General features: G+C 37.2%; 22 protein-coding genes. 17 read left to right on the forward strand and 5 right to left on the reverse strand.

The genetic code is table 11. The features are described from left to right. Nucleotides 1–161: 161 nt before the first annotated feature. The 5 genes from MKX31_RS24225 to MKX31_RS24245 all read left to right on the forward strand — a co-directional run bounded on the left by MKX31_RS24225 (nucleotide 162) and on the right by MKX31_RS24245 (nucleotide 5,646). The gene (locus MKX31_RS24225; RefSeq protein ID WP_088047723.1) at nucleotides 162–1,217 is read left to right on the forward strand and encodes a FecCD family ABC transporter permease; all 1,056 of its coding nucleotides are present in this window, start codon (nucleotides 162–164) and stop codon (nucleotides 1,215–1,217) included. Beyond that, nucleotides 1,214–2,230, forward strand: a complete 1,017-nt coding sequence (locus MKX31_RS24230) for a FecCD family ABC transporter permease (RefSeq protein WP_088047724.1) — start codon at nucleotides 1,214–1,216, stop codon at nucleotides 2,228–2,230. The genes MKX31_RS24225 and MKX31_RS24230 overlap by 4 nt, the downstream gene beginning before the upstream one ends. Before the next feature lie 15 nt (nucleotides 2,231–2,245). Continuing rightward, complete coding sequence (locus MKX31_RS24235; protein ID WP_088047725.1) at nucleotides 2,246–3,058, forward strand: ABC transporter ATP-binding protein; 813 nt, start codon at nucleotides 2,246–2,248, stop codon at nucleotides 3,056–3,058. Between the two features lie 189 nt (nucleotides 3,059–3,247). Continuing rightward, the gene (locus tag MKX31_RS24240) at nucleotides 3,248–4,195 is read left to right on the forward strand and encodes an ABC transporter substrate-binding protein (RefSeq protein WP_000787720.1); all 948 of its coding nucleotides are present in this window, start codon (nucleotides 3,248–3,250) and stop codon (nucleotides 4,193–4,195) included. A 146-nt stretch (nucleotides 4,196–4,341) separates the two neighbouring features. Then, complete coding sequence (locus MKX31_RS24245) at nucleotides 4,342–5,646, forward strand: HD domain-containing protein (RefSeq protein WP_000262747.1); 1,305 nt, start codon at nucleotides 4,342–4,344, stop codon at nucleotides 5,644–5,646. 39 nt (nucleotides 5,647–5,685) lie between these two features. Here the strand turns inward: MKX31_RS24245 and MKX31_RS24250 are convergent, their stop codons facing one another. Continuing rightward, nucleotides 5,686–5,871, reverse strand: coding sequence for a 2-hydroxymuconate tautomerase (locus MKX31_RS24250; protein WP_001147171.1), 186 nt, complete (start codon nucleotides 5,869–5,871; stop codon nucleotides 5,686–5,688). A gap of 111 nt (nucleotides 5,872–5,982) precedes the next feature. Between MKX31_RS24250 and MKX31_RS24255 the strand changes: the two genes are divergently transcribed. Together MKX31_RS24255 and MKX31_RS24260 are read left to right on the forward strand one after the other, a co-directional pair. Beyond that, nucleotides 5,983–6,657 carry a site-2 protease family protein gene (locus tag MKX31_RS24255; RefSeq protein ID WP_000372469.1) on the forward strand — a complete coding sequence of 225 codons (675 nt, stop codon included), beginning with the start codon at nucleotides 5,983–5,985 and terminating at the stop codon, nucleotides 6,655–6,657. Nucleotides 6,658–6,682: 25 nt separating this feature from the next. Next, nucleotides 6,683–7,192 (forward strand): YwhD family protein, encoded by a 510-nt coding sequence (locus tag MKX31_RS24260; RefSeq protein WP_064476072.1) that lies wholly within the window; start codon nucleotides 6,683–6,685, stop codon nucleotides 7,190–7,192. A 34-nt stretch (nucleotides 7,193–7,226) separates the two neighbouring features. Here the strand turns inward: MKX31_RS24260 and MKX31_RS24265 are convergent, their stop codons facing one another. Both MKX31_RS24265 and MKX31_RS24270 read right to left on the reverse strand, forming a co-directional pair. After that, a complete protein-coding gene (locus MKX31_RS24265; RefSeq protein WP_088047726.1) occupies nucleotides 7,227–9,278 on the reverse strand; it encodes a transglycosylase domain-containing protein in 2,052 nt (683 codons plus the stop codon). Nucleotides 9,279–9,380: 102 nt separating this feature from the next. Further along, entirely contained in the window at nucleotides 9,381–10,106 is a 726-nt protein-coding gene (locus MKX31_RS24270; RefSeq protein WP_064476074.1) for a glycerophosphodiester phosphodiesterase, read from the reverse strand. A 152-nt stretch (nucleotides 10,107–10,258) separates the two neighbouring features. On the opposite strand from MKX31_RS24270, the gene MKX31_RS24275 reads away from it, so the two are divergent. From MKX31_RS24275 to speB, 4 genes are all read left to right on the forward strand, one after another. Then, nucleotides 10,259–10,666 carry a MerR family transcriptional regulator gene (locus MKX31_RS24275; protein ID WP_061680054.1) on the forward strand — a complete coding sequence of 136 codons (408 nt, stop codon included), beginning with the start codon at nucleotides 10,259–10,261 and terminating at the stop codon, nucleotides 10,664–10,666. Nucleotides 10,667–10,671: 5 nt separating this feature from the next. Then, complete coding sequence (locus tag MKX31_RS24280) at nucleotides 10,672–11,835, forward strand: MFS transporter (protein ID WP_064476075.1); 1,164 nt, start codon at nucleotides 10,672–10,674, stop codon at nucleotides 11,833–11,835. A 186-nt stretch (nucleotides 11,836–12,021) separates the two neighbouring features. Continuing rightward, entirely contained in the window at nucleotides 12,022–12,849 is an 828-nt protein-coding gene (speE, locus tag MKX31_RS24285) for a polyamine aminopropyltransferase (protein ID WP_064476076.1), read from the forward strand. Nucleotides 12,850–13,068: 219 nt separating this feature from the next. Further along, complete coding sequence (gene speB / locus MKX31_RS24290; protein WP_001209823.1) at nucleotides 13,069–13,941, forward strand: agmatinase; 873 nt, start codon at nucleotides 13,069–13,071, stop codon at nucleotides 13,939–13,941. A gap of 113 nt (nucleotides 13,942–14,054) precedes the next feature. Here speB and MKX31_RS24295 read toward each other — a convergent pair whose 3' ends face one another. Beyond that, nucleotides 14,055–15,092 (reverse strand): PTS sugar transporter subunit IIC, encoded by a 1,038-nt coding sequence (locus MKX31_RS24295; protein ID WP_064476077.1) that lies wholly within the window; start codon nucleotides 15,090–15,092, stop codon nucleotides 14,055–14,057. Nucleotides 15,093–15,326: 234 nt separating this feature from the next. Between MKX31_RS24295 and MKX31_RS24300 the strand changes: the two genes are divergently transcribed. Further along, a complete protein-coding gene (locus tag MKX31_RS24300) occupies nucleotides 15,327–15,689 on the forward strand; it encodes a YxeA family protein (protein ID WP_064476078.1) in 363 nt (120 codons plus the stop codon). A 10-nt stretch (nucleotides 15,690–15,699) separates the two neighbouring features. Here the strand turns inward: MKX31_RS24300 and MKX31_RS24305 are convergent, their stop codons facing one another. Then, the gene (locus tag MKX31_RS24305; RefSeq protein ID WP_064476079.1) at nucleotides 15,700–16,701 is read right to left on the reverse strand and encodes a S66 family peptidase; all 1,002 of its coding nucleotides are present in this window, start codon (nucleotides 16,699–16,701) and stop codon (nucleotides 15,700–15,702) included. 202 nt (nucleotides 16,702–16,903) lie between these two features. Here MKX31_RS24305 and MKX31_RS24310 point away from each other — a divergent pair, with 202 nt between their 5' ends. The 5 genes from MKX31_RS24310 (at nucleotide 16,904) to MKX31_RS24330 (ending at nucleotide 20,737) form a co-directional block, all read left to right on the forward strand. Further along, the gene (locus tag MKX31_RS24310) at nucleotides 16,904–17,341 is read left to right on the forward strand and encodes a DUF1934 domain-containing protein (protein WP_000414871.1); all 438 of its coding nucleotides are present in this window, start codon (nucleotides 16,904–16,906) and stop codon (nucleotides 17,339–17,341) included. After that, nucleotides 17,341–19,011, forward strand: a complete 1,671-nt coding sequence (gene argS, locus MKX31_RS24315) for an arginine--tRNA ligase (protein ID WP_001086442.1) — start codon at nucleotides 17,341–17,343, stop codon at nucleotides 19,009–19,011. The genes MKX31_RS24310 and argS overlap by 1 nt, the downstream gene beginning before the upstream one ends. Nucleotides 19,012–19,253: 242 nt before the next feature. After that, nucleotides 19,254–19,781 carry an RNA polymerase sigma factor gene (locus MKX31_RS24320; RefSeq protein WP_064476081.1) on the forward strand — a complete coding sequence of 176 codons (528 nt, stop codon included), beginning with the start codon at nucleotides 19,254–19,256 and terminating at the stop codon, nucleotides 19,779–19,781. Next, entirely contained in the window at nucleotides 19,768–20,082 is a 315-nt protein-coding gene (locus MKX31_RS24325; protein WP_048560431.1) for a hypothetical protein, read from the forward strand. Before MKX31_RS24320 ends, MKX31_RS24325 begins: the two co-directional genes overlap by 14 nt. Beyond that, complete coding sequence (locus MKX31_RS24330) at nucleotides 20,066–20,737, forward strand: hypothetical protein (protein ID WP_064476083.1); 672 nt, start codon at nucleotides 20,066–20,068, stop codon at nucleotides 20,735–20,737. The genes MKX31_RS24325 and MKX31_RS24330 overlap by 17 nt, the downstream gene beginning before the upstream one ends. The last annotated feature ends 125 nt before the right edge of the window (nucleotides 20,738–20,862 follow it).

A 20,862-nucleotide genomic window follows, 5' to 3' on the forward strand; every position in this document is an offset into this window, starting at 1 on the left:
AAATAATGGTTGACAGTCTTTTGAAGCGATAGGTAGAATAGAAAGTGTCTGATTCTGAGAATCATTATCAGGAAAAGATCAATTAACCTAATTTTTTTATTACTATTTGAGAATAAATTTCATTTTATTAAATATATGTTGTTGGTTAGGATGGTTGAGGTATGGAAGCGAGCGCAAGGAGTATAGAACATCAAGATGTGAATGTTAAAGAGATTAAGAGCAGACCGCTCGTTGCTTCTATTATTTTAGTAGCAGGTACAGTTTTGTTAGCTTTAAGCATGGCAGTTTCTATTTCGTTTGGTGCTGCAGATATTAGTTTAAAGACTGTATGGCAAGCTGTGTTTCAGTTTGACGGTTCTATTACGCATCATAACGTAATTCAAGAACTTCGCATGCCTAGAGCAATAGGGGGCGTAGTTGCAGGTGCCTTTTTAGCGGTATCAGGGGCAATTATGCAAGGTATGACGCGAAATCCACTTGCTTCACCATCGTTAATGGGAATTACAGATGGAGCTGTATTTGGAATTGCAATTATGTATGCATTCTTCCCTAATTCACCTTATTTAATGTTCGTTATCGCATCTTTTATTGGAGCTGCGTTTGGAGCGAGCATTGTATATGGAATTGGGTCTTCTTCACCAGGTGGATTAACACCTGTGAAGTTAGCTTTAGCCGGTGCAGCAATTAGTGCTTTATTAGGGGCCATTTCATCTGGAATTGCGCTATATTTCAACCTTGCCCAAGAGGTGAGTATGTGGAATGCAGGCGGAGTTGCGGGAGTGAAATGGGAAAGTATTAATATGTTAGTACCAATTGGCCTTGTTTGTCTCTTTATTGCAATTATGATGTCGAGGTATATTACAATTTTAAGCTTCGGTGAAGAAATTGCAATTGGACTTGGTCAAAATACGACATTAATTAAATTTATCGGAACAGTACTTGTTCTTGTGTTAACAGGTTCTGCAGTTTCTATGGCAGGATCGGTTGGATTTGTTGGTCTTGTAATCCCACATATGACTCGTTTCCTTGTAGGCTCAGACTATAGATGGGTTATTCCATGTTCTGCGGTCTTAGGTGGGCTGTTAATTGAAAGTGCAGATATGTTATCTCGCGTTATTAATCCGCCGTTTGAAACGCCAATTGGAGCAATTACAGCGCTAATTGGGGTTCCATTCTTCCTCTACTTAGCACGTAACGAAGGGAGAGGGAAAATGTGAGGACAAGTGTCTTAACAAAAAAGAACGTTTCTGTTTTAACAATCTTATTAGGATTAATCGTTACTGTATTTTTAGTAAGTTTAAATACAGGGACATTTAAAATACCGCCAATGGACGTATTAAAGTCATTGGTTGGACTTGGGGCTGAAGATCAGTCTGTTATTTTATTTGAATTCCGTATGCCGCGTATGGTTATTGCTATATTAGTCGGATCCGCTTTAGCGATGTCAGGTGCGATTTTGCAAGGGTTATCACGAAATCCACTTGCTGATCCAGGTATTATCGGTATTAACGCTGGAGCGGGATTAACAGTTGTTATATTCGTCTACTTTTTCTTCGGGAAAGTTGGGACTGGTACATTTTTATCTGTATTTATCCTTCCATTCTTTGCGTTGGTTGGTGCGATATTAGCAGCAATTATTATTTATTTACTAGCGTGGAAAGACGGCGTTTCATCAACGAGATTAATACTAGTTGGTATCGCTGTTGCAGCTGGGTTTGGTGCTGTTAGTTTAATTTTTTCTATGAAGATGACATCTAACGATTTCCGCTTTGCTACGATTTGGTTAGCAGGAAGTCTATGGGGCACAGATTGGAAGTTCGTGCTAAGTGTACTTCCATGGATGGTTATTTTCTTGCCACTTGCTATTAGTAAGGCGCACATATTAAATGTAATGAACCTAGGCGACTCTACAGCTGTTGGTCTTGGTTTAAATGTAGAAAAGGAAAGACGTAAATTATTATTTATTGCAGTTTGCTTAGCTGGTGCATCTGTCGCTGTTGCCGGAGGAATTGGTTTTATCGGTTTAATGGCTCCGCATTTAGCGAGGCGCCTTGTTGGTGGTAAACATCAAATTATGCTGCCTACTGCTGCACTAATAGGGACGTTTTTACTCTTATTCGCAGACGTAATTTCAAGAAGCGTGTTAACAACTTCAGAAATACCGGTCGGTCTTGTTATTTCTGTAATTGGTGCACCATATTTCATATACTTACTTATGAGGACAAAATAAAGGGAGGCTTTTTGTATGGTAACTTTAGCAGTTGATGCGGTATCTGTTGGCTATAATGAAGGGTTAATTATTGATGGATTAACAGTTGAAATTCCGGAAGGGAAAATTACAACAATTATTGGACCAAATGGTTGTGGGAAGTCCACATTATTAAAAACGGCTTCTCGTATTTTGAAGGCGAAAAAAGGTACTGTTTATCTTGACGGAAAAGCAATCGAGAAACAACCAACAAAAGAAATCGCAAAGAAAATGGCGATTTTACCACAGACTGCAGAAGTGCCAACTGGCCTTACTGTGTTTGAACTTGTTTCATATGGACGTTTTCCTCATCAAAAAGGATTTGGAACGTTGAAAGAAGAGGATTATCGTTACATTCATTGGGCACTTGAAGTGACGGGAATGACAGAATTCGCAAATCGTTCAGCAGAGGCGTTATCAGGCGGGCAACGTCAACGTGTATGGATTGCGATGGCCCTTGCACAAGGAACAGAATTACTCGTATTAGATGAACCGACAACGTACTTAGATATGGCCCATCAATTAGAAATATTAAATTTATTGAAAAAGTTAAATGAAGAAGAAGGTAGAACGATTGTTATGGTTATCCATGACTTAAACCATGCTTCTCGTTTCTCAGATCATATGATTGCATTAAAAGCAGGTAAGTTAATGAAACAAGGAACGCCAGATGAAGTGATGACAAGTGAAACGCTTCGCAGTGTATTTGAGATTGAAGCTCAAATCGTTCCATGTCCAGTAAACTGTAAACCGATTTGTTTAACATACGATTTAATGATGATTAATAATCAATTACGTAAAAAAGCATAAGTAGAACCCCCTCTTTAGGAGGGGGACTTCTAATGGACGTTGAGCTTCTTATATACGAATGGGAGGTTGAACGCCCGTTAGAATGGGTTATTAGCAACAATTAATAAATATATATTGATTGATTGTTATCCTCGTTTCTTAGAGTTCATTGTAACTTATAAGATAAATACAGCTAGAAGGAGTGGGAACATGAAGAATTTTAAAATGGCACTATTAGCAATGGTACTAGTCGTTACTTCTGTACTATTTGCAGCTTGTTCTAACAAAGAAGAAGAGAAGAAAGCAGATGCGAAGGATGCGAAGACTGAAGAGCGCACTGTACAACACGCAAAAGGGGAAATTAAAATCCCTGCAAATCCAAAGAAAATTGCTGACCTTAGTGGTTCAACAGAAGAATTATTAATTTTTGGTATGAAACCAATTATTACTGCTAATACATCTCAAGAAAAAATTGATACACATATTGAAAAGAAATTAAAAGACGTAAAACCAGTTGGTTCTGCTTGGGGCGATAAAATTAACATCGAAGCAGTAGCTGCTGCAAAACCAGACTTAATTCTTGTAAACAATCGTCAAGAAAAGATTTATGATCAATTATCTAAAATTGCACCAACAGTTATGTTAAAAACTCCATTAGATCAATGGCGTCCAAAATTCGAAGAAGTAGGTCAAATCTTCGGTAAAGAGAAAGAAACAAAAGAATGGTTCAAACAGTATGATGAAAAAGCAAGCAAATTACATGATAAAATCGTTGCGAAAACTGGCGATGCTAAATTTATGAAAATGGCTGCATATCCAAATGCTTTCCGCGTATACGGTGACTACGGTTACGGTAGCGTAATCTTTAACGATTTAAAATTACCAGCAGTTAAAGGTACACCAACGGATAAACCACTAGTACAAGTACAAAAAGAAGCTTTAATCGATTACAACCCAGATTACTTATTCGTATTTACAACTGGTGACGGTTCTCAGCGTCTAAAAGAATTCCAAGAAGAATCAATTTGGAAAAATATGAACGCTGTTAAAAACAACCACGTATTTACAATTAAAAACGAAGACGTAAACAAAGGTTACTTCCCTCTAGGTAAAGAAATGATCTTAGATGAAGTTGCTGAATTCGTTTTAGGGAAATAATGTATAAACAGAAATCACTTTTACTTCGGTAAAAGTGATTTTTTCTTTATATAAGGGCAATTAATATAGTCTTTCATTTCTTTCTGTTTCCTATTTCGTTTATAATATATAGTAAGAATGCAGTAAAGAAAGGGGGATGTCGGAAGGTGGTATATTTAAACGACAAACTCAGCGAAACAAAAGTGTTTAAAGACCCGGTACATAAATATGTGCACGTACGCGATCGTGTTATTTGGGATTTAATCGGAACGAAAGAATTTCAACGCTTGCGCCGTATTAAGCAGCTTGGAACGACATTTTTTACATTTCACGGTGCAGAGCATAGTCGCTTTACTCATTCGTTAGGTGTATATGAAATTATTCGTCGTATGATTGATGATGTGTTTGATGGCAGACCGAACTGGAATGCTGAAGATAGATTGTTATGTTTATGTGCGTCATTACTTCATGATGTCGGTCACGGCCCATTTTCTCACTCGTTTGAAAAAGTATTTTCATTAGATCATGAGAAATTTACGCAAAAGATTATCGTTGGAGATACGGAAATTAATCGCATATTAAGTCGTGTGGATAAAGACTTTCCGCAAAAGGTAGCCGATGTAATCGCGAAAACATCTACTAATAAATTAGCGATTAGCATGATTTCCAGTCAAATTGATGCAGATCGTATGGACTATTTATTAAGAGATGCGTATTTCACTGGCGTAAAGTATGGAAACTTTGATATGGAACGTATACTACGTGTCATGCGTCCATATGGAAATCAAGTAGTCATTAAAAATAGTGGTATGCATGCTGTTGAGCATTATATTATGAGTCGTTATCAAATGTATTGGCAAGTATATTTCCATCCGGTAACGCGCAGTGCCGAAGTTATTTTAACGAAGATTTTACACCGTGCAAAATCATTGCATGAGAAGTATTATACATTTAAAAATCATCCGGTTCATTTCTATTCTTTATTTGAAGAAGAAGTAACAGTAGAGGATTATTTAAAGTTAGACGAGAACGTTATGTATTATTACTTCCAAGTATGGCAAGACGAAGAAGATCCAATTTTAAGTGATTTATGCCGTCGTTTTATGAATCGAAACCTATTTAAATATGTAGAGTTTACAGATAAGCACGGTTTAGATAATTGGATGGAATTAAGTAGCTTATTTAAAAAGATTGGACTTGATCCAGAATACTATTTAGTAGTTGATTCAACATCAGACTTGCCGTACGACTTTTACCGTGCTGGTGAAGAAGAAGAGCGTCTGCCAATCTTACTCCTTATGCCAAATGGAGAGCTTAGAGAGCTTTCGCGTGAATCGGATATTGTTGAGGCAATTACTGGTAAGAAGAGAAGGGATCAAAAACTATTCTATCCGCATGATTTAATCTATGAAGATGGAAGAAAAGGAAAATATAAAGAGAGAATCATCGAGTTACTAGAAGGAAAAAAATAAGAAGCAGCTAAGAGCTGCTTCTTATGAAAGAACTTGAAATTATTTGTCGCTTAAGCGTTTTCCGCCAACTGCATAATGGTTTTTAGACATTTCTTCGATGAAAACAACGATGTTTTCTTCAGGAGCACCAGTTGTTTCGCTTACTGCTGCTGTTACTTTCTCAGCAAGAGCTTTCTTTTGTTCCTCTGTGCGTCCTTCTAGCATTTTCACTGTTACGTATGGCATATATAATCGCTCCTTTTATGTAAGTTACACTCTTATTATAGCGGATTATGGGGAAGAACAATCGAAAAAACAAATATTTTCTTTTTTGACAGATTGAAGAGGAGATGAATCATGGATCAGTTATTTAGATACCCATTGCAACAAATTCCGTTGGTAGCAATGGCCATTATTATTGCGTTATCAGTGCATGAATTTGCGCATGCATATGTTGCATATAAATTTGGAGACGATACAGCAAAGAAGCAAGGCCGTTTAACATTATCACCGATGGCGCACTTAGACCCTATTGGGATGATCGCTGTATTAATTCTTGGTTTTGGTTGGGCAAGACCTGTTCCTGTTAACCCATATAACTTTAAAAGGCCGCGTCTTGCAGGTATATTAGTTTCAATTGCAGGCCCAATTAGTAACTTAATTTTAAGTGCAATTGGTTTAATTATTTGGTATAGCCTATTAACATTTGGTGTATTAGACTCAATTCCATTTGCAGTAGCAGATACATTGGCTCAATTCTTCCGGATTTTTATTATGCTTAATATCGTATTACTTGTATTTAACTTATTGCCAATTCCGCCACTTGATGGGTATCGAGTTGTGGAAGATCTAGCACCAACAAATATTCGTGCGAAAATGACACAGTATGAAAAGTATGGAGCAATAGCGTTATTAATTCTTGTTATTACACCGCTTAGCAATTATACAATTCAACCTATTTTTAATGTTGTCATTCCATATGTATTTGTATTTTTAGACAGTATCATTGCGCCTATTTTTGGCCTTTTATAATCATTAAGTGAGGAGGAATTTTCATATGACAGAGAAAAAGAAAAAAATCGGTTTTAATATCGTGAAAAATGATTCAACAGATGGACATGGTGGTTTTGGTGTTGGAGCATTAAGTCTAGAAAACATTTCACCTGTATTTGTCGATGTACTAGAGAAAACAGCATTTGTCGATATCGGTGCAATGCATGCACGTAGTACAGTCGAAAAAGGTATTAAGTTTTTAACAAATAAAGATGAAGTTCCAAACGGAAAACCATTTTGGCTTGTGTGGGTAACGATTGAAAGAACGGCGACAGGTGCTTATTATGCAGGTGTAACAGCTTGTGAAATGACAGTTGACCGTGAAATTCGCCGCGGATATAAATCACTTCCAGAGCACGTAAACAAAATGGATAAATCAATGAAGCGTTACATTATGGTTGACCATATGGATGAAGTATCTAAAAAAGTACTTGGTACGTTCTTGAAAGAACATAATGAAGCGATTTGGAACGAATCTAGTGAAGAATTGCGCCGTGCATTATTAAGTGAATAAAAAATAGCTGACGGATGCCCGTCAGCTATTTTTTTTACCAAGGAAGATATTTTTTCCACCAACTTGTTTTTTTCTTTTCTTCAGTTGTCTTTTCAAATTCTTCTTTATCATCAACATGATCCATACAATATTCAGTCGGTTCTGTACCTTTTGCGAAATACATTTTCACTGAAATTGGACAATTTTTTGTAGCGATTTTTCCGTTTTCAGGGTTAATATCGACTGCAACGACGTCACTTGGTTGTTTAAACTCTTTTTTAGGCTGTCCATCTAATCCTTTTTCCATCGTATCGGTCCATATTCTTTTTGCATATCCTTGTTCTGCTACGTTTGAAATCGATTTAGGTTGATCGTATCCAACCCATACACCCGTTACGATTTGCGGGGTAAATCCAATCATCCAACTATCTGTTTCAGTAGAACCGGATTTTCCGGCATATGTTCTTGATAGTTTAGATAACATCGATTGACCAGTTACAGCAGCATAGCTGCTCAGTTTTTTATTAAACATGCCCGTCATCATTTCTTCCATCACAAACGCTTTGCTTTTATCGAGAACTTGTTTACTCTCCAGATGAGCATCGTATAACATGTTTCCTTCCTGGTCCATAATGCGGCGAATAAACATCGGTTTTACTTCTTTTCCACCGTTTGCGAACATGCTATAAGCATTCGCCATTTCAATTGGTTTTACAGGAGATGTGCCAAGAGCAAGAGATGGAACATCTTTTAATGCGCTCGTAATTCCGAATTGTTTCGCTGTTTTTGTAAGGATATCTTCACCTAAAAACAAATTCGTTTTCACAGCATATATGTTATCAGAAACTGCGAGAGCTTGTGCCATCGTTACGAAATCATCTGCATAATAATCTTTATAGTTTTTTGGTTTATACTTTGAAACACCGTCGCCTAAAGTAAATACCGTATATTCGCTTTTTAAGCGCGTAGCAGGGGTGAATCCTCGTTCTAGTGCCGCATAGTATAGAAATGGCTTAAATGTAGAACCAGGCTGACGAACGGCTTGTGTAGCCCTGTTAAATTGACTCTTATTATAATCGGTTCCTCCCACAAGGGCAGCCACTTCACCTGTTTTTGGATTCATAGAGACGAGTGCGGTTTGTATGTTTGTTGTGTCAGGTATGTGATCTTTTACAGCTTGCTCTGCAACAGATTGTAATTTAGGGTCTAGTGTTGTATAAATACGCAGGCCACCCTTTTGTAAGGCTTGTTCATCTAATCCGATATCACGAAGAAGAGAAGCTTGTACAGCATCTTGAAAATAAGGTGCAATCTCTGCCACTTTTTTTGTATCTAATGAGGCAAAAGTTAGTGGCTCTTTTTTTGCTGATATTGCTTGTTGCTTCGTAATATAACCTTGTTCTACCATTTCGTCTAATATGAGAGATTGTCGTCCTTTCGCACGATCCTCTTTTAAAAAGGGAGAGTAGACACTAGGTCCTTTCGGAATGCCTGCGAGCATACTAGCTTCCGCTAATGTTAATTCTTTTGCTGTTTTATCGAAATATAGACGGGACGCAGCTTCGATACCATAAGCACCATGTCCGTAATAAATTGTATTTAAATATCCTTCTAAAATATGATTTTTATTATAGTTCACTTCAAGGCGGATTGTGTACATCGCTTCTAATAGTTTACGTTTCCACGTTTTATCATGATCTAAGTATAGGTTACGAGCATACTGTTGTGTAATCGTACTAGCACCTTGGACTTTTGCCATCGCTTTTAAATCGGCAACAATAGCACCAGCAATACGTTTCATATCAAAGCCATGATGTTTGTAGAATCGTTGATCTTCTATAGATAGTGTCGCCTCTTTTACATAAGGAGAGATTTCATTGAGAGATACATTGTAACGTTTTTGCATTTCATTATTTTGTCCGATAACAGTGTCATCATTAGCGTAAAAGACACTCGTTTGCGGGACAGCAACAGGAGGAGGTCCCATAATTTTTGCAACTATAATAATAACAAAAAAGGAAAAAACGAAAAAAAGAACAGAAGAAAACATTACGGTGAAGAAAAGACGTTTATATTTTTTAAGTTTCGGATTCATAGTTTGATCCATCTTTTTCAGCCCCTCAATACTAATACAAACATTATTGTATTAGTATTGAGGGTTTTCGGTTATTTTAAACAATGAAATTTCGAAAACAAAAAGCTCCTTCAATTAAGAAAGGAGCTCAAAGGCACGTGCTGGCCAATCGGTAATAATAACATCTACGCCATAGTCAATCATAATTTGTAAATCTTTGTATTCGTTAATTGTATAAGGGCGGAAAGCGTACCCTTGATTTTGTGCAAATTGGACAAATTCTTTTGTTAATAATTGAAAGTTTGGGTGTAAACCAGTTGCGTTTCTATTTTTTGCTTCAGCAATCGGATCAGCAAGTGGTGTGTCATATAAAATTGCTCTTGGGATTTCAGGAGCTATTTCTGCTAATAATGAAATAGAGTCGTGGTTAAATGATGAGAATACAATTTGATTAGATAGATGATATTCACGAACGAGAGCGATAGCTTTTTCTTCAATAGTTGGATAGTGAATGACATCTGTTTTTAACTCAATGTTGAGCTGTAACTTTGTTGTAGATAGCCAAATGAATACTTCGCGTAACGTTGGGATTTTTGCTTCATGGAAAGAAGGGTCTTTATGGCTGCCAGCATCTAAAGCTTGTAATTCCGCTACCGTTTTTTCAGAAACAAGACCGATACTATTTGTTGTGCGATCTACTGTTTCATCGTGAATCACGACAAGCTCACCATCTTTTGATAGGTGGACATCAAGCTCGATGCCATGGGCTCCAATGCGTTCGGCTTCTTGGAAAGCAATCATCGTATTTTCAGGATGTGTTCCTTTTACCCCGCGGTGGGCGAAAATAAGTGGTTTATTCATAGGGAAATCTCCTTATCGTTTCTTTTCTTTCATTATGAAACTGCTTTTGGAAAAATACAATTGAATGGGAAAAACATTTACAAAAGTCTAACAGTTGCACAAAAGTTAACGTTAACGTAAAATGTAATAATTGAGTGAAGGGAGGAATAGACATGTATAAAATTGATGAAGTCACAAAGCAAGTTGGTTTAACAAAACGTACACTTCGTTATTATGAGGAAATTGGTTTAATTCATCCCCCTGAACGTAGTGAGGGGAACATTCGCCTGTATACAGACGAGGATATCGCCAGAATTAAAAGAATTGTGGAAGCGAAAGAAGTGTTAGGAATTACGCTTCAAGAAATGCAACATTTCTTATCGTTAAAAGAACGAATGGAGCAAAGAAGAAATAGTGAGAACCCTCGTGACCGCGAAGTGATTCAAGAAATTAAAGAGATGCTTGAAAAACAAGTGCAAACGCTAGACGAGAAAATGGAGCAAATGCAGCGCGTAAAGGCGGAACTCGAGGATAGTTTACATCGCGCAGCGACATTTTTAGAGAATACAAAAGGAGAGTAATCAAAATGGAGAGCAAACAAAAACTAGGGAGATTGATTACAGTGGTGGCTACCTTTCTTGCCTTTTCGGGTATAGGGGTAGTCGATCCAATCTTGCCAAGCATCGCTGAGCAAATTGGTGCATCGCATTGGCAAGTAGAGATGTTATTTACAGCATATATTTTCACGATGGCAATTATGATGTTACCAGCTGGAATATTCGCATCGAGATTTGGTGATAAACGAATGATGACGATCGGTCTTGCGATCGTGACTGTATTTGCGTTTATATGCGGTATATCGCAAACGATTGCTCAATTATCTCTTTTCCGCGCTGGATGGGGATTAGGAAATGCGATGTTCTTTGCAACGGCGATGACATTATTGATTGCATTAAGTAAAGAAGTTCATGAAGCGGTAGGGTTATATGAAGCAGCTATCGGTTTAGGGATGGCAGGCGGACCGTTATTAGGCGGTATATTAGGTGGACATTCTTGGCGTTACCCATTTTTTGCGACGAGTATTTTAATTTTCTTAGCATTTATTTTAGTTTTCTTTTTTGTAAAAGAACCGGAGCAAAAAGTGAAGCGTAAAGCGGCAGGCGTAGGAGAATTACTTAACCTAGTGAAATATAAACCGTTTATGCAAGGTGCGATTTCAGGAATGTTATACTACTACGGATTTTTCGTTGTATTGGCATATTCACCACTTATTATGCATTTATCTGCTATTCAATTAGGGTTTGTATTTTGCGGATGGGGATTAGCGTTAGCTTACGGTTCAGCAATTTTAGCTCATAAGCTGGAAGGTAAATATGAGCCGAAAGCATTGTTGAAAGGCAGTTTACTCGTATTTGCGCTTTTCTTAATCGCACTATTCTTCGTGAAAGTTATGTGGTTACAAATTGTATTAATTGTTCTATCAGGATTAGCATCTGGATTAAATAATGCATTATTTACAAGTTATGTAATGGATATTTCACCTTATGAAAGATCTGTTACATCAGGTGTTTATAACTTCGTTCGTTGGTTGGGTGGCGCAATTGCTCCAATCTTATCAGGAATCATCGGCCACACTGTTTCACCACAAAGTCCGTTTTTAGTCGGTGGAATTGTTGTGTTAGTCGGTTGTGTAATGATTTTAATTCCGGTTCGAAAACCGGTAGAAGTAGAGAGAAAAGCCCTTTCTTAAGAAAGGGTTTTCTTTCCTATTACAGGGCAATCCCTTTTCGCATATATGTTAGAACCCTCTGACTAAAATATATTTTCGGTATTTTTGTACTTTTAACTATACTTTTTGGATGTTTTGTTTTATTTTTGTTAGGGGACATTAATGATGTCCCTATTATAAATTTGCATTGAAAGGCGTGATTGTACGATGGAACTATGGTTCACTGAAAAACAAACAAAACATTTTGGGATTACGGCGCGTATTAACCGCACATTACATACGGAGCAAACAGAATTCCAAAAACTTGATATGGTTGAAACGGAAGAGTTCGGAAACATGCTTATTTTAGACGGCATGGTTATGACAACAGAAAAAGATGAGTTCGTTTATCATGAAATGGTAGCGCACGTACCTTTATTTACACATCCAAACCCTGAAAACGTATTAGTTGTAGGTGGTGGCGATGGTGGTGTTATTCGTGAAGTGTTAAAACACCCAAGCGTAAAGAAAGCAACTCTTGTTGAAATCGATGGAAAAGTAATTGAGTACTCTAAACAATACTTACCATCAATTGCAGGTGCATTAGATAATGAGCGTGTAGAAGTAAAAGTAGGAGACGGTTTCCTACACATCGCAGAAAGCGAAAATGAATATGACGTAATTATGGTAGATTCTACTGAGCCAGTAGGACCAGCAGTAAACCTATTTACAAAAGGCTTCTACGCTGGAATTTCAAAAGCGTTAAAAGAAGATGGTATTTTCGTTGCACAAACGGACAACCCTTGGTTCACACCAGAACTAATTACAACTGTGTTTAAAGACGTAAAAGAAATCTTCCCAATTACTCGTTTATACACAGCGAACATTCCAACTTACCCAAGTGGACTTTGGACATTCACAATCGGATCTAAACAACATGATCCACTAGAAGTAAGTGAAGAGCGTTTCCACGAAATCGAAACGAAATACTACACAAAAGAATTACACAATGCAGCATTCGCATTACCGAAATTTGTTGGCGATTTAATTAAGTAAGAAATCGAGTTTGAACAAATAAAGTGTAGGTAGCTCATTTAAGGTGTTTGTCCAGAAGACTTGAACATGCTAGCTACTTACACTCCTGTAAAGAAAATCGTCTTCTTATTGTTAAAAAAGAAGACACCGGTAAATCGAGAAAGAGGAGCAGCTCGCTCCAAATTTGAGAAATAATGAAAGGTTGGGATACCTTAAGTTCCACATAAGGAGGAAAAGAGTATGCGTTTTGATGAAGCTTATTCAGGTAAAGTATTTATTAAAAGTCATCCAAGTTTTGAAGAGTCAGAGGCAGTTATTTACGGGATGCCAATGGATTGGACAGTAAGCTACCGTCCAGGTTCTCGTTTTGGCCCTGCACGTATTCGTGAAGTATCAATTGGTCTTGAAGAATATAGCCCATATTTAGATCGTGAACTAGAAGAGGTAAAATATTTTGATGCGGGTGATATTCCATTACCATTTGGAAATCCACAGCGTAGCATAGACATGATTGAAGAGTATGTATCAAAACTTTTAGATGCCGATAAGTTTCCACTAGGTCTCGGCGGTGAGCACTTAGTGTCTTGGCCAATTTTTAAGGCAATGGCAAAAAAATATCCGGATTTAGCAATCATCCATATGGATGCTCATACTGATTTACGTGAATCGTATGAAGGGGAGCCTTTATCGCACTCTACACCTATTCGTAAAGTGTGCGATTTAATTGGTCCGGAAAACGTATATTCTTTCGGTATTCGTTCTGGAATGAAGGAAGAATTCGAATGGGCAAAAGAAGTAGGTATGAACTTATATAAATTTGACGTATTAGAACCGTTAAAAGAAGTATTACCGAAACTTGCAGGACGCCCAGTTTATGTCACAATCGACATTGACGTATTAGACCCAGCTCACGCTCCAGGAACAGGAACGTTAGAAGCTGGAGGTATCACATCTAAAGAATTATTAGATTCCATCGTGGCAATTGCAAATTCAAATATAAATGTAGTTGGAGCAGACTTAGTAGAAGTAGCTCCTGTCTACGACCATAGTGATCAAACACCAGTCGCAGCAAGCAAATTCGTGCGGGAAATGCTGCTCGGTTGGGTGAAGTAAAAGTGAAGCCGACTGTTTAGATCCGGTGAATAAGGTTCTTAGACGCAAGGGTCTAGGAGGCGTAACTGGATAAAAAAAGAGCTATTCTCAAACGATGAGAATAGCTCTTTTTCTTATGCAACCTTCTCTTCCGAAGTAATGCCGCGAATTTCATCAGCAGAACGAATTGGATATTTGCGGAATACGATTGATCCGATGTATCCAACAATAGTGGTAACGATTCCACATAATACAGCAGCAATTGTTACTTTTACAACGTCATTAAATCCGAATAAGACAAGAAGTCCTGGGATTGGTGATGCTGTTCCTGGCGCATTATTAACGAGCTGGAACAGAGATGTAATAATACCAGCAAGCGCACCGCCAACGAAGTTTGTCGCATAAATTGGAATTGGATTTGCTGAAACAACATCGGCTTGTGTTAAAGGCTCGATTGCTACAGCAATTGTATCTTTCTTTGAACAAATCTTTAGTCGTTTAAAGAAAATAAAGTTCATTGGGGCTGAGGCTGCTACGGCAAGACTACCAATTGCCATTGGTAAACCTGTTAATCCAAGCATTGCAGTTAGTGCCATAGAACTTAATGGAGAGGTAGAAATAACTGTTATTAATCCACCAAGCATAATACCCATAATGATAGGACTTTCTGTAGTTGCAACTGAAATCATAGAACCGATTTTACCGAGTGTTGCGTTCACGAGCGGATCCATAAGCATGGCCATGCCGCGCGAGATTGGTGCAGCAATAAATAAAATTGCTAAGAATTCTACACCAGCCGGTAATTTCTTTTCGAGAAATTTCACGACGAAAGCGCAAATGTATCCAGCGAAAAATCCTGGTAAAATACCGAATCCACTAGTAGCGATACCGATTAAAACAGCATATACGGGTGAAACACCGATTGCTAATGCGACTAAAATTGCCGCTGCGACACCGCTCATACTACCAGAAGCTTCTCCTACTGATTGTAAAAAGTCATTATGAAACATTTCTCCACCGATATAACGGTGAAATGCTTCAATAAGAAAACTTGCGATTGCTGCATTAGCTAAAGCACCCATTGCTTTCATGCCGTAAGGAGCACGGTAACTAAAAAGTGTAAATAGACAAAGTACAACAAGTAATAGTGCTAAACCTTGCAAGATAGCCATTTGAAAACTGTCTCCTTTGATTTTTGTAATAAAAATTCGTATCATTCAATAATAATATAAAAGTTTGGTAAACGGAAAATTTTTTTGATGGGAATTTGCTATAAAGGGAAAAACTCTTACAATAATGTAAGGAAAGTGTAAGGCGTTTCGATAGAGTATAGTATGTTGTTTTTCGTATAATACATGTATAGACATAAGGTTAGTGAGAAAGAAGTGCAAACAGGAGGCGCATTTATGAAATTGGTAATTAAAGTTTTAGCTGTGTTCGCCATTATTTTAGGGGGAACAGCATATTATTTAAACACAAAAACAGAAGGTGTACATGCTTTTGTAGACAACTTCTTTTCAAATAAAGAAATACAAGATTATTATGCGGTTATAGATAAAGGTGAGAAAAAAGCCGGTGAATACTTGTATACATTTAAAGGGTATACAGAAGACGGAAAGTTACAAGTTGTGAAAAGAATGATGAACCGTGAATTGCATACGGGGGAATTTATAAAAATTTATGCAAAAGGTACGCAAGGAAAAGGATGGGCTGAAATCTCAAAAGAATCAATTCCGCAAAAAGCATTGGAGAAAATAGAAAAACCATAAAAGGAGCGACTCATTCGCTCCTTTTATGGTGCGTTAAAATGGTGATCGATGTCTTTTCTTTGTTAGAAATGATTTTTGCACGTCCACCAATTGGGAAAGTGAAAATCGGGGTTGTATGCCCGAAACTTGCGTTTGCAATGATAGGGGTATGTGCAAGTTCAGGTTTTGAAGCGATCATTTCTTGAATGTCTTCTATCGTACATTGTGCACCTTTTTGCATCTTTCCTATGACGATGCCTTTTATATGTTCAAAGTTAGGTTGCTGCATAAGAGAATGTAAATAACGATCAAAAGTGTTAAGGGTAGCTTTTCCAGTTAAACTATCCTCCTCAAGAAATAATATTTTATCCTGTAAGTTTGGCATATATGGTGTACCTTGTAGTAAATTCAATGTGCTCATATTACCACCGATAATCTCTCCAGTTGCTTCGCCTTCATGAATCGAAACATAACCTTCATTTTTAATAAATTCTCGATTTTCTTGATCGATGTACCAAGAATCATCGCTCCATGTTTCAGATGGCAGGACTTCAATAGGTTCATTAGAAGTTAAGCATTTTAAAAAATAATCAGTCGTATATTCGAGACCTTTCTCCATTCCAAATGAAGAGAAATGGGGGCCTGAATATGTAACAAGTCCTGTTTTTGTGTAAATTGCATTATTTAAAGCGGTAATATCAGAATAGCCACAGAAAAACTTCGGGTTTTCTCGAATTAAGTCATAATCGAGATGTTTCAATAAACCATTAGAGTTATATCCGCCAAGTGTCGTCAAAACGGCTTTTACATTAGGGTCTCTAAATGCATCATGAAGATCTTGAACACGTGAAGAAATAGAAGAGGAAGCAAATCGATCGATCTCATCAGCATATGTTGAGAATGTAACTTGAAAGCCCATGTCGGTTAATCTTTTTATTGCAAGCTCTTGGTTCGTATTTGAGACAATACTTAAACTACAAGAGGGTGAAATAACTCTAATTTCATCACCTTTTTTCAATTTTGTCGGTAGCACATAACTCACCTCTTTAAATGAAAGAATATTTAGATTTAAAAAACATTTTATCATATGAAATAAAGTGGAAGTGAATTATTTTTTGAAATAGAGTTTTCCTGATTTTTCAGCAGACAGACAGAGGTTTTTTTTGATATGATAGGAAAAGTGATTTATTATAAGTAGTATTTAATATCTATAACATTTGAAAGGTGTGCAAGACGTGGAGAAACAACTTGCAGGCTTGCCGGTACACGTTCATTTCGTAACAGAAATCCGTGAAGGGGCGAGGAAGGAAACCGTTGCTTTTGAAGCAAATGGTCAATACTATGTAAAAGGTCAAGGTACATATGTAACATTCCAAGAGCCGAACGAACAGGGCGAAGTGAAAACAATTATTAAAATTCAAGGTGAACAAGTTCTCATTATGCGTTCAGGTGCTGTTTCAATGCGTCAAACGCATGTGAAAGGTGAATGGACAACTGGTACGTATACGAGTGAACTTGGTACGTTTGCATTGCAAACGAAAACTGATAACGTTCTTTTTAAATGGTCGGATGAAAAGAAAAAAGGACAACTCTTCTTAACGTACGCATTGCTTCTAAGTGAACAAGAAGCTGGCAGATATACAATTACACTTAATTTGAAGGAGGCAAAATAATGAATTCTTTAGAACAAGTAAAAGGATTAATTAAAGAAGAAATTCAAGCTGCTGTATTAAAGGCAGAATTAGCGACAGAAGAACAGATTCCAAACGTTGTATTAGAATCTCCAAAAGATAAAACAAATGGTGACTTCTCTACAAATATGGCAATGCAACTTGCACGTGTTGCGAAAAAAGCACCTCGTATGATTGCAGAAGAATTAGTTGCAAACTTCGATAAAGCAAAAGCTTCTATTGAAAAAATTGAAATCGCAGGACCTGGTTTCATTAACTTCTACATGGATAATAGCTATTTAACAGACTTAATCCCAACAATCGTTAACGCTGGCGAAGCTTACGGTGAAACGAATACTGGTAAAGGTGAAAAAGTACAAATTGAGTTCGTATCTGCGAATCCAACAGGTGACCTTCACTTAGGACATGCACGTGGTGCGGCAGTAGGTGACACTTTATGTAACGTATTAGCAAAAGCAGGATACGATGTATCTCGTGAATACTACATTAATGACGCTGGTAACCAAATTCATAACTTAGCTCTTTCTGTTGAAGCTCGTTACATGCAAGCTTTAGGCCTAGAGAAAGAAATGCCAGAAGACGGATACCATGGTGCGGACATCATTGGAATCGGTAAGCGTTTAGCTGAAGAGTTTGGCGATCGTTATGCAAAAGCTGATGCTGAAGAAAGCTATGAGTTCTATCGTTCATACGGTTTAAAATATGAGTTAGCAAAACTTCAAAAAGACTTAGAAAGCTTCCGTGTTAAATTCGATGTATGGTTCTCAGAAACATCATTATATAAAAACGGAAAAATCGATGCTGCACTTGCAGTATTAAAAGAGCGTGACGAGATCTTTGAAGAAGGCGGTGCAACTTGGTTCCGTTCTATGACTTACGGTGACGACAAAAACCGTGTATTAATTAAAAACGACGGTTCTTACACATACTTAACGCCAGATATCGCTTACCACCGTGATAAATTAGAGCGTGGTTTCGATAAGTTAATCAACATTTGGGGTGCTGATCACCACGGTTACATTCCTCGTATGAAAGCTGCTATTCAAGCACTTGGTTACGATAAAGAAACACTTGAAGTAGAAATCATCCAAATGGTACAACTGTACCAAAATGGTGAAAAAATGAAGATGAGTAAGCGTACAGGTAAAGCAGTTACACTTCGTGAGCTTATGGAAGAAGTAGGCGTGGACGCAATGCGTTACTTCTTCGCAATGCGTAGCGGTGATTCTCATTTAGACTTTGATATGGACTTAGCCGTATCAAAATCTAATGAAAATCCAGTATACTATGCACAGTATGCTCATGCTCGCGTATGCAGTATCCTTCGTCAAGGTGAAGAGTTAGGATTAGCTGCAGGCGGAGACGTGAATTACAAGCTTGTTACTTCGGAGAAAGAAGTAGAGTTACTGAAAAAACTTGGTGAATTCCCAGCTGTAGTTGCGGATGCAGCACAAAAACGTCTGCCACACCGCATTACAAGCTATGCATTTGAATTAGCAGCAGCATTACACAGCTTCTACAATGCAGAAAAAGTATTAAACCAAGATAACTTAGAATTAAGTAAAGCTCGCTATGAGTTAATGAAAGCAGTACGCACTACACTTCAAAATGCATTAGCAATCGTAGGAGTATCTGCACCAGAAAAAATGTAATAAAGAAAAGCGGAAGCGACTCGTTCAGAATAGGAGGGGGATGGAGCTCCTGACAGAGAGGCGTACTTTACCTCGGAGGAAGGCGCGAAGCCACCGAGTATTCTAGCCGATTTTTCGTTTTCAGTAAAAGGCAATCACACGATGTTGTGATTGCCTTTTTGTATGGAGATAATAAAAAAATAAAATTTTATCAAACAAAGGGAGAAATTGCGTCGTCTTATATAAATGACAGGAGGTTTAAGATGGAAGAAAAGGTAGAAGAATTAATTGATATATATAAGCAGCAAATATATTCCTTATGCTATAAATTAGCGAAAACGAAAGAAGATGCAGAAGATATTTTTCAAGAGACTTGGATAAAAGTTTTTTCCTCTAGGCACCAACTTTCTTGTGTGGAAAATTATAAAAAATGGATTACTACAATTTGTGTTCGTACATTTTATGACTTTTATCGTAAGAAGAAAAGGTGGAAAGATCGCGTATTGGATTTATTTCATAAAGAGGATGGGAGAGAAATAGATTTCGCAGATGAAGTGAATATATCAGAAGAATTTATTCAAAAAGTGGAAGTGGAAATGATACGGGAAGTTATACAGCTATTGAATGAAAAATATAAAACCGTGCTCGTACTCTACTATTATGAACAATACTCTTATAAAGAAATGAGCGAAATATTAAATATACCGATTGGTACGGTGAAATACCGCCTTAATTATGCGAAGAAGCAAATGCGGGAACATTTGGAGGGGTTCGTTTATGACAGAAGATAAGTTTGATCAGAAGATAAGGAGCAGCTTAGCTGAAGACACGATTCCAAGCGAAGAGCTGATAAATAATACGAAACAGAGCGTACGAAATGCTCGAAAATTAGAGAAGAGATGGGTTATTTGTATTCATGCTATTTGGATTATTTTATTAACAGTTGTTATGGAGCAGTTTGTCACTCATTTGAATCATAAAGTCCCTATGTTGATAGCAAGTGTGATTATGATGCATCTATACGTTCCTATATATGTTGTCATACAGTCATTTTTAAAGAAGGAGTATAAATTACATGATAGAGTTCGCTAATCCATTTGTAGTATTTGAGATAGCTGGGATTACAATGCTTTTGACTTTTATAGCACTTTTAGTATGTGTAGCATCATGGGTGTATACAGATGCGAAAACGCGTGGAATAAGTAAGTGGTGGAGTGTTATAGCGATTGTATTGCCATTTTTTATTGGAGTTTTGTTATATATGATAAGAAGAAGTACCAAGAAAATAGAAGGACAACATACGATGAAGGCTATGAAAAAACAAAAGATAACATTAGTTGTCATATTTGCAAGTGCGATGTTTGTATTACTGAGCGGCTTTGCTTTCGTTCAAACGTTAGATGATATGTGGAGAGCTGGTGATATATATTTAGAAAATGAGAAGAAAGGGGAGACCAGTTACGAGGCAAAATTTTCATCATGGGATATCGCTGGGAAAGATATTGAACTTGAGTATGCAAAAGATACAGAAGTAACATTTTCTTATGAGACAGATGCAAAACGTGGGAGTTTATGTTTTAGCTTGTATGAAAGGCAAGGAGAAGGTATAAGAGAATTAAAAGAGATCTGTGAATCGAAAAAAGGTACTTTCAAAGCTACATTAAAAGCAAATGAAAAGTATGTATTTAATATAAGTGGTTTAATGGTGAAAGATGGTTTTGTAAAAGTGAATTGGGAAATAAAATAAAGGGCCTTGAGAAAGGCCCTTTATTTTATCCCGCTTTAATGGGCAGTAAGACCCCCACCTCAAAATTCAGCGAAAGCAAAGAATTTAGGTGGGGGATCAACTGCCCATAAAAGTTCGATTGGTTC

Origin of the sequence: Bacillus sp. FSL M8-0063, from assembly GCF_038005545.1 — a bacterium.
Lineage (GTDB): Bacteria > Bacillota > Bacilli > Bacillales > Bacillaceae_G > Bacillus_A > Bacillus_A wiedmannii.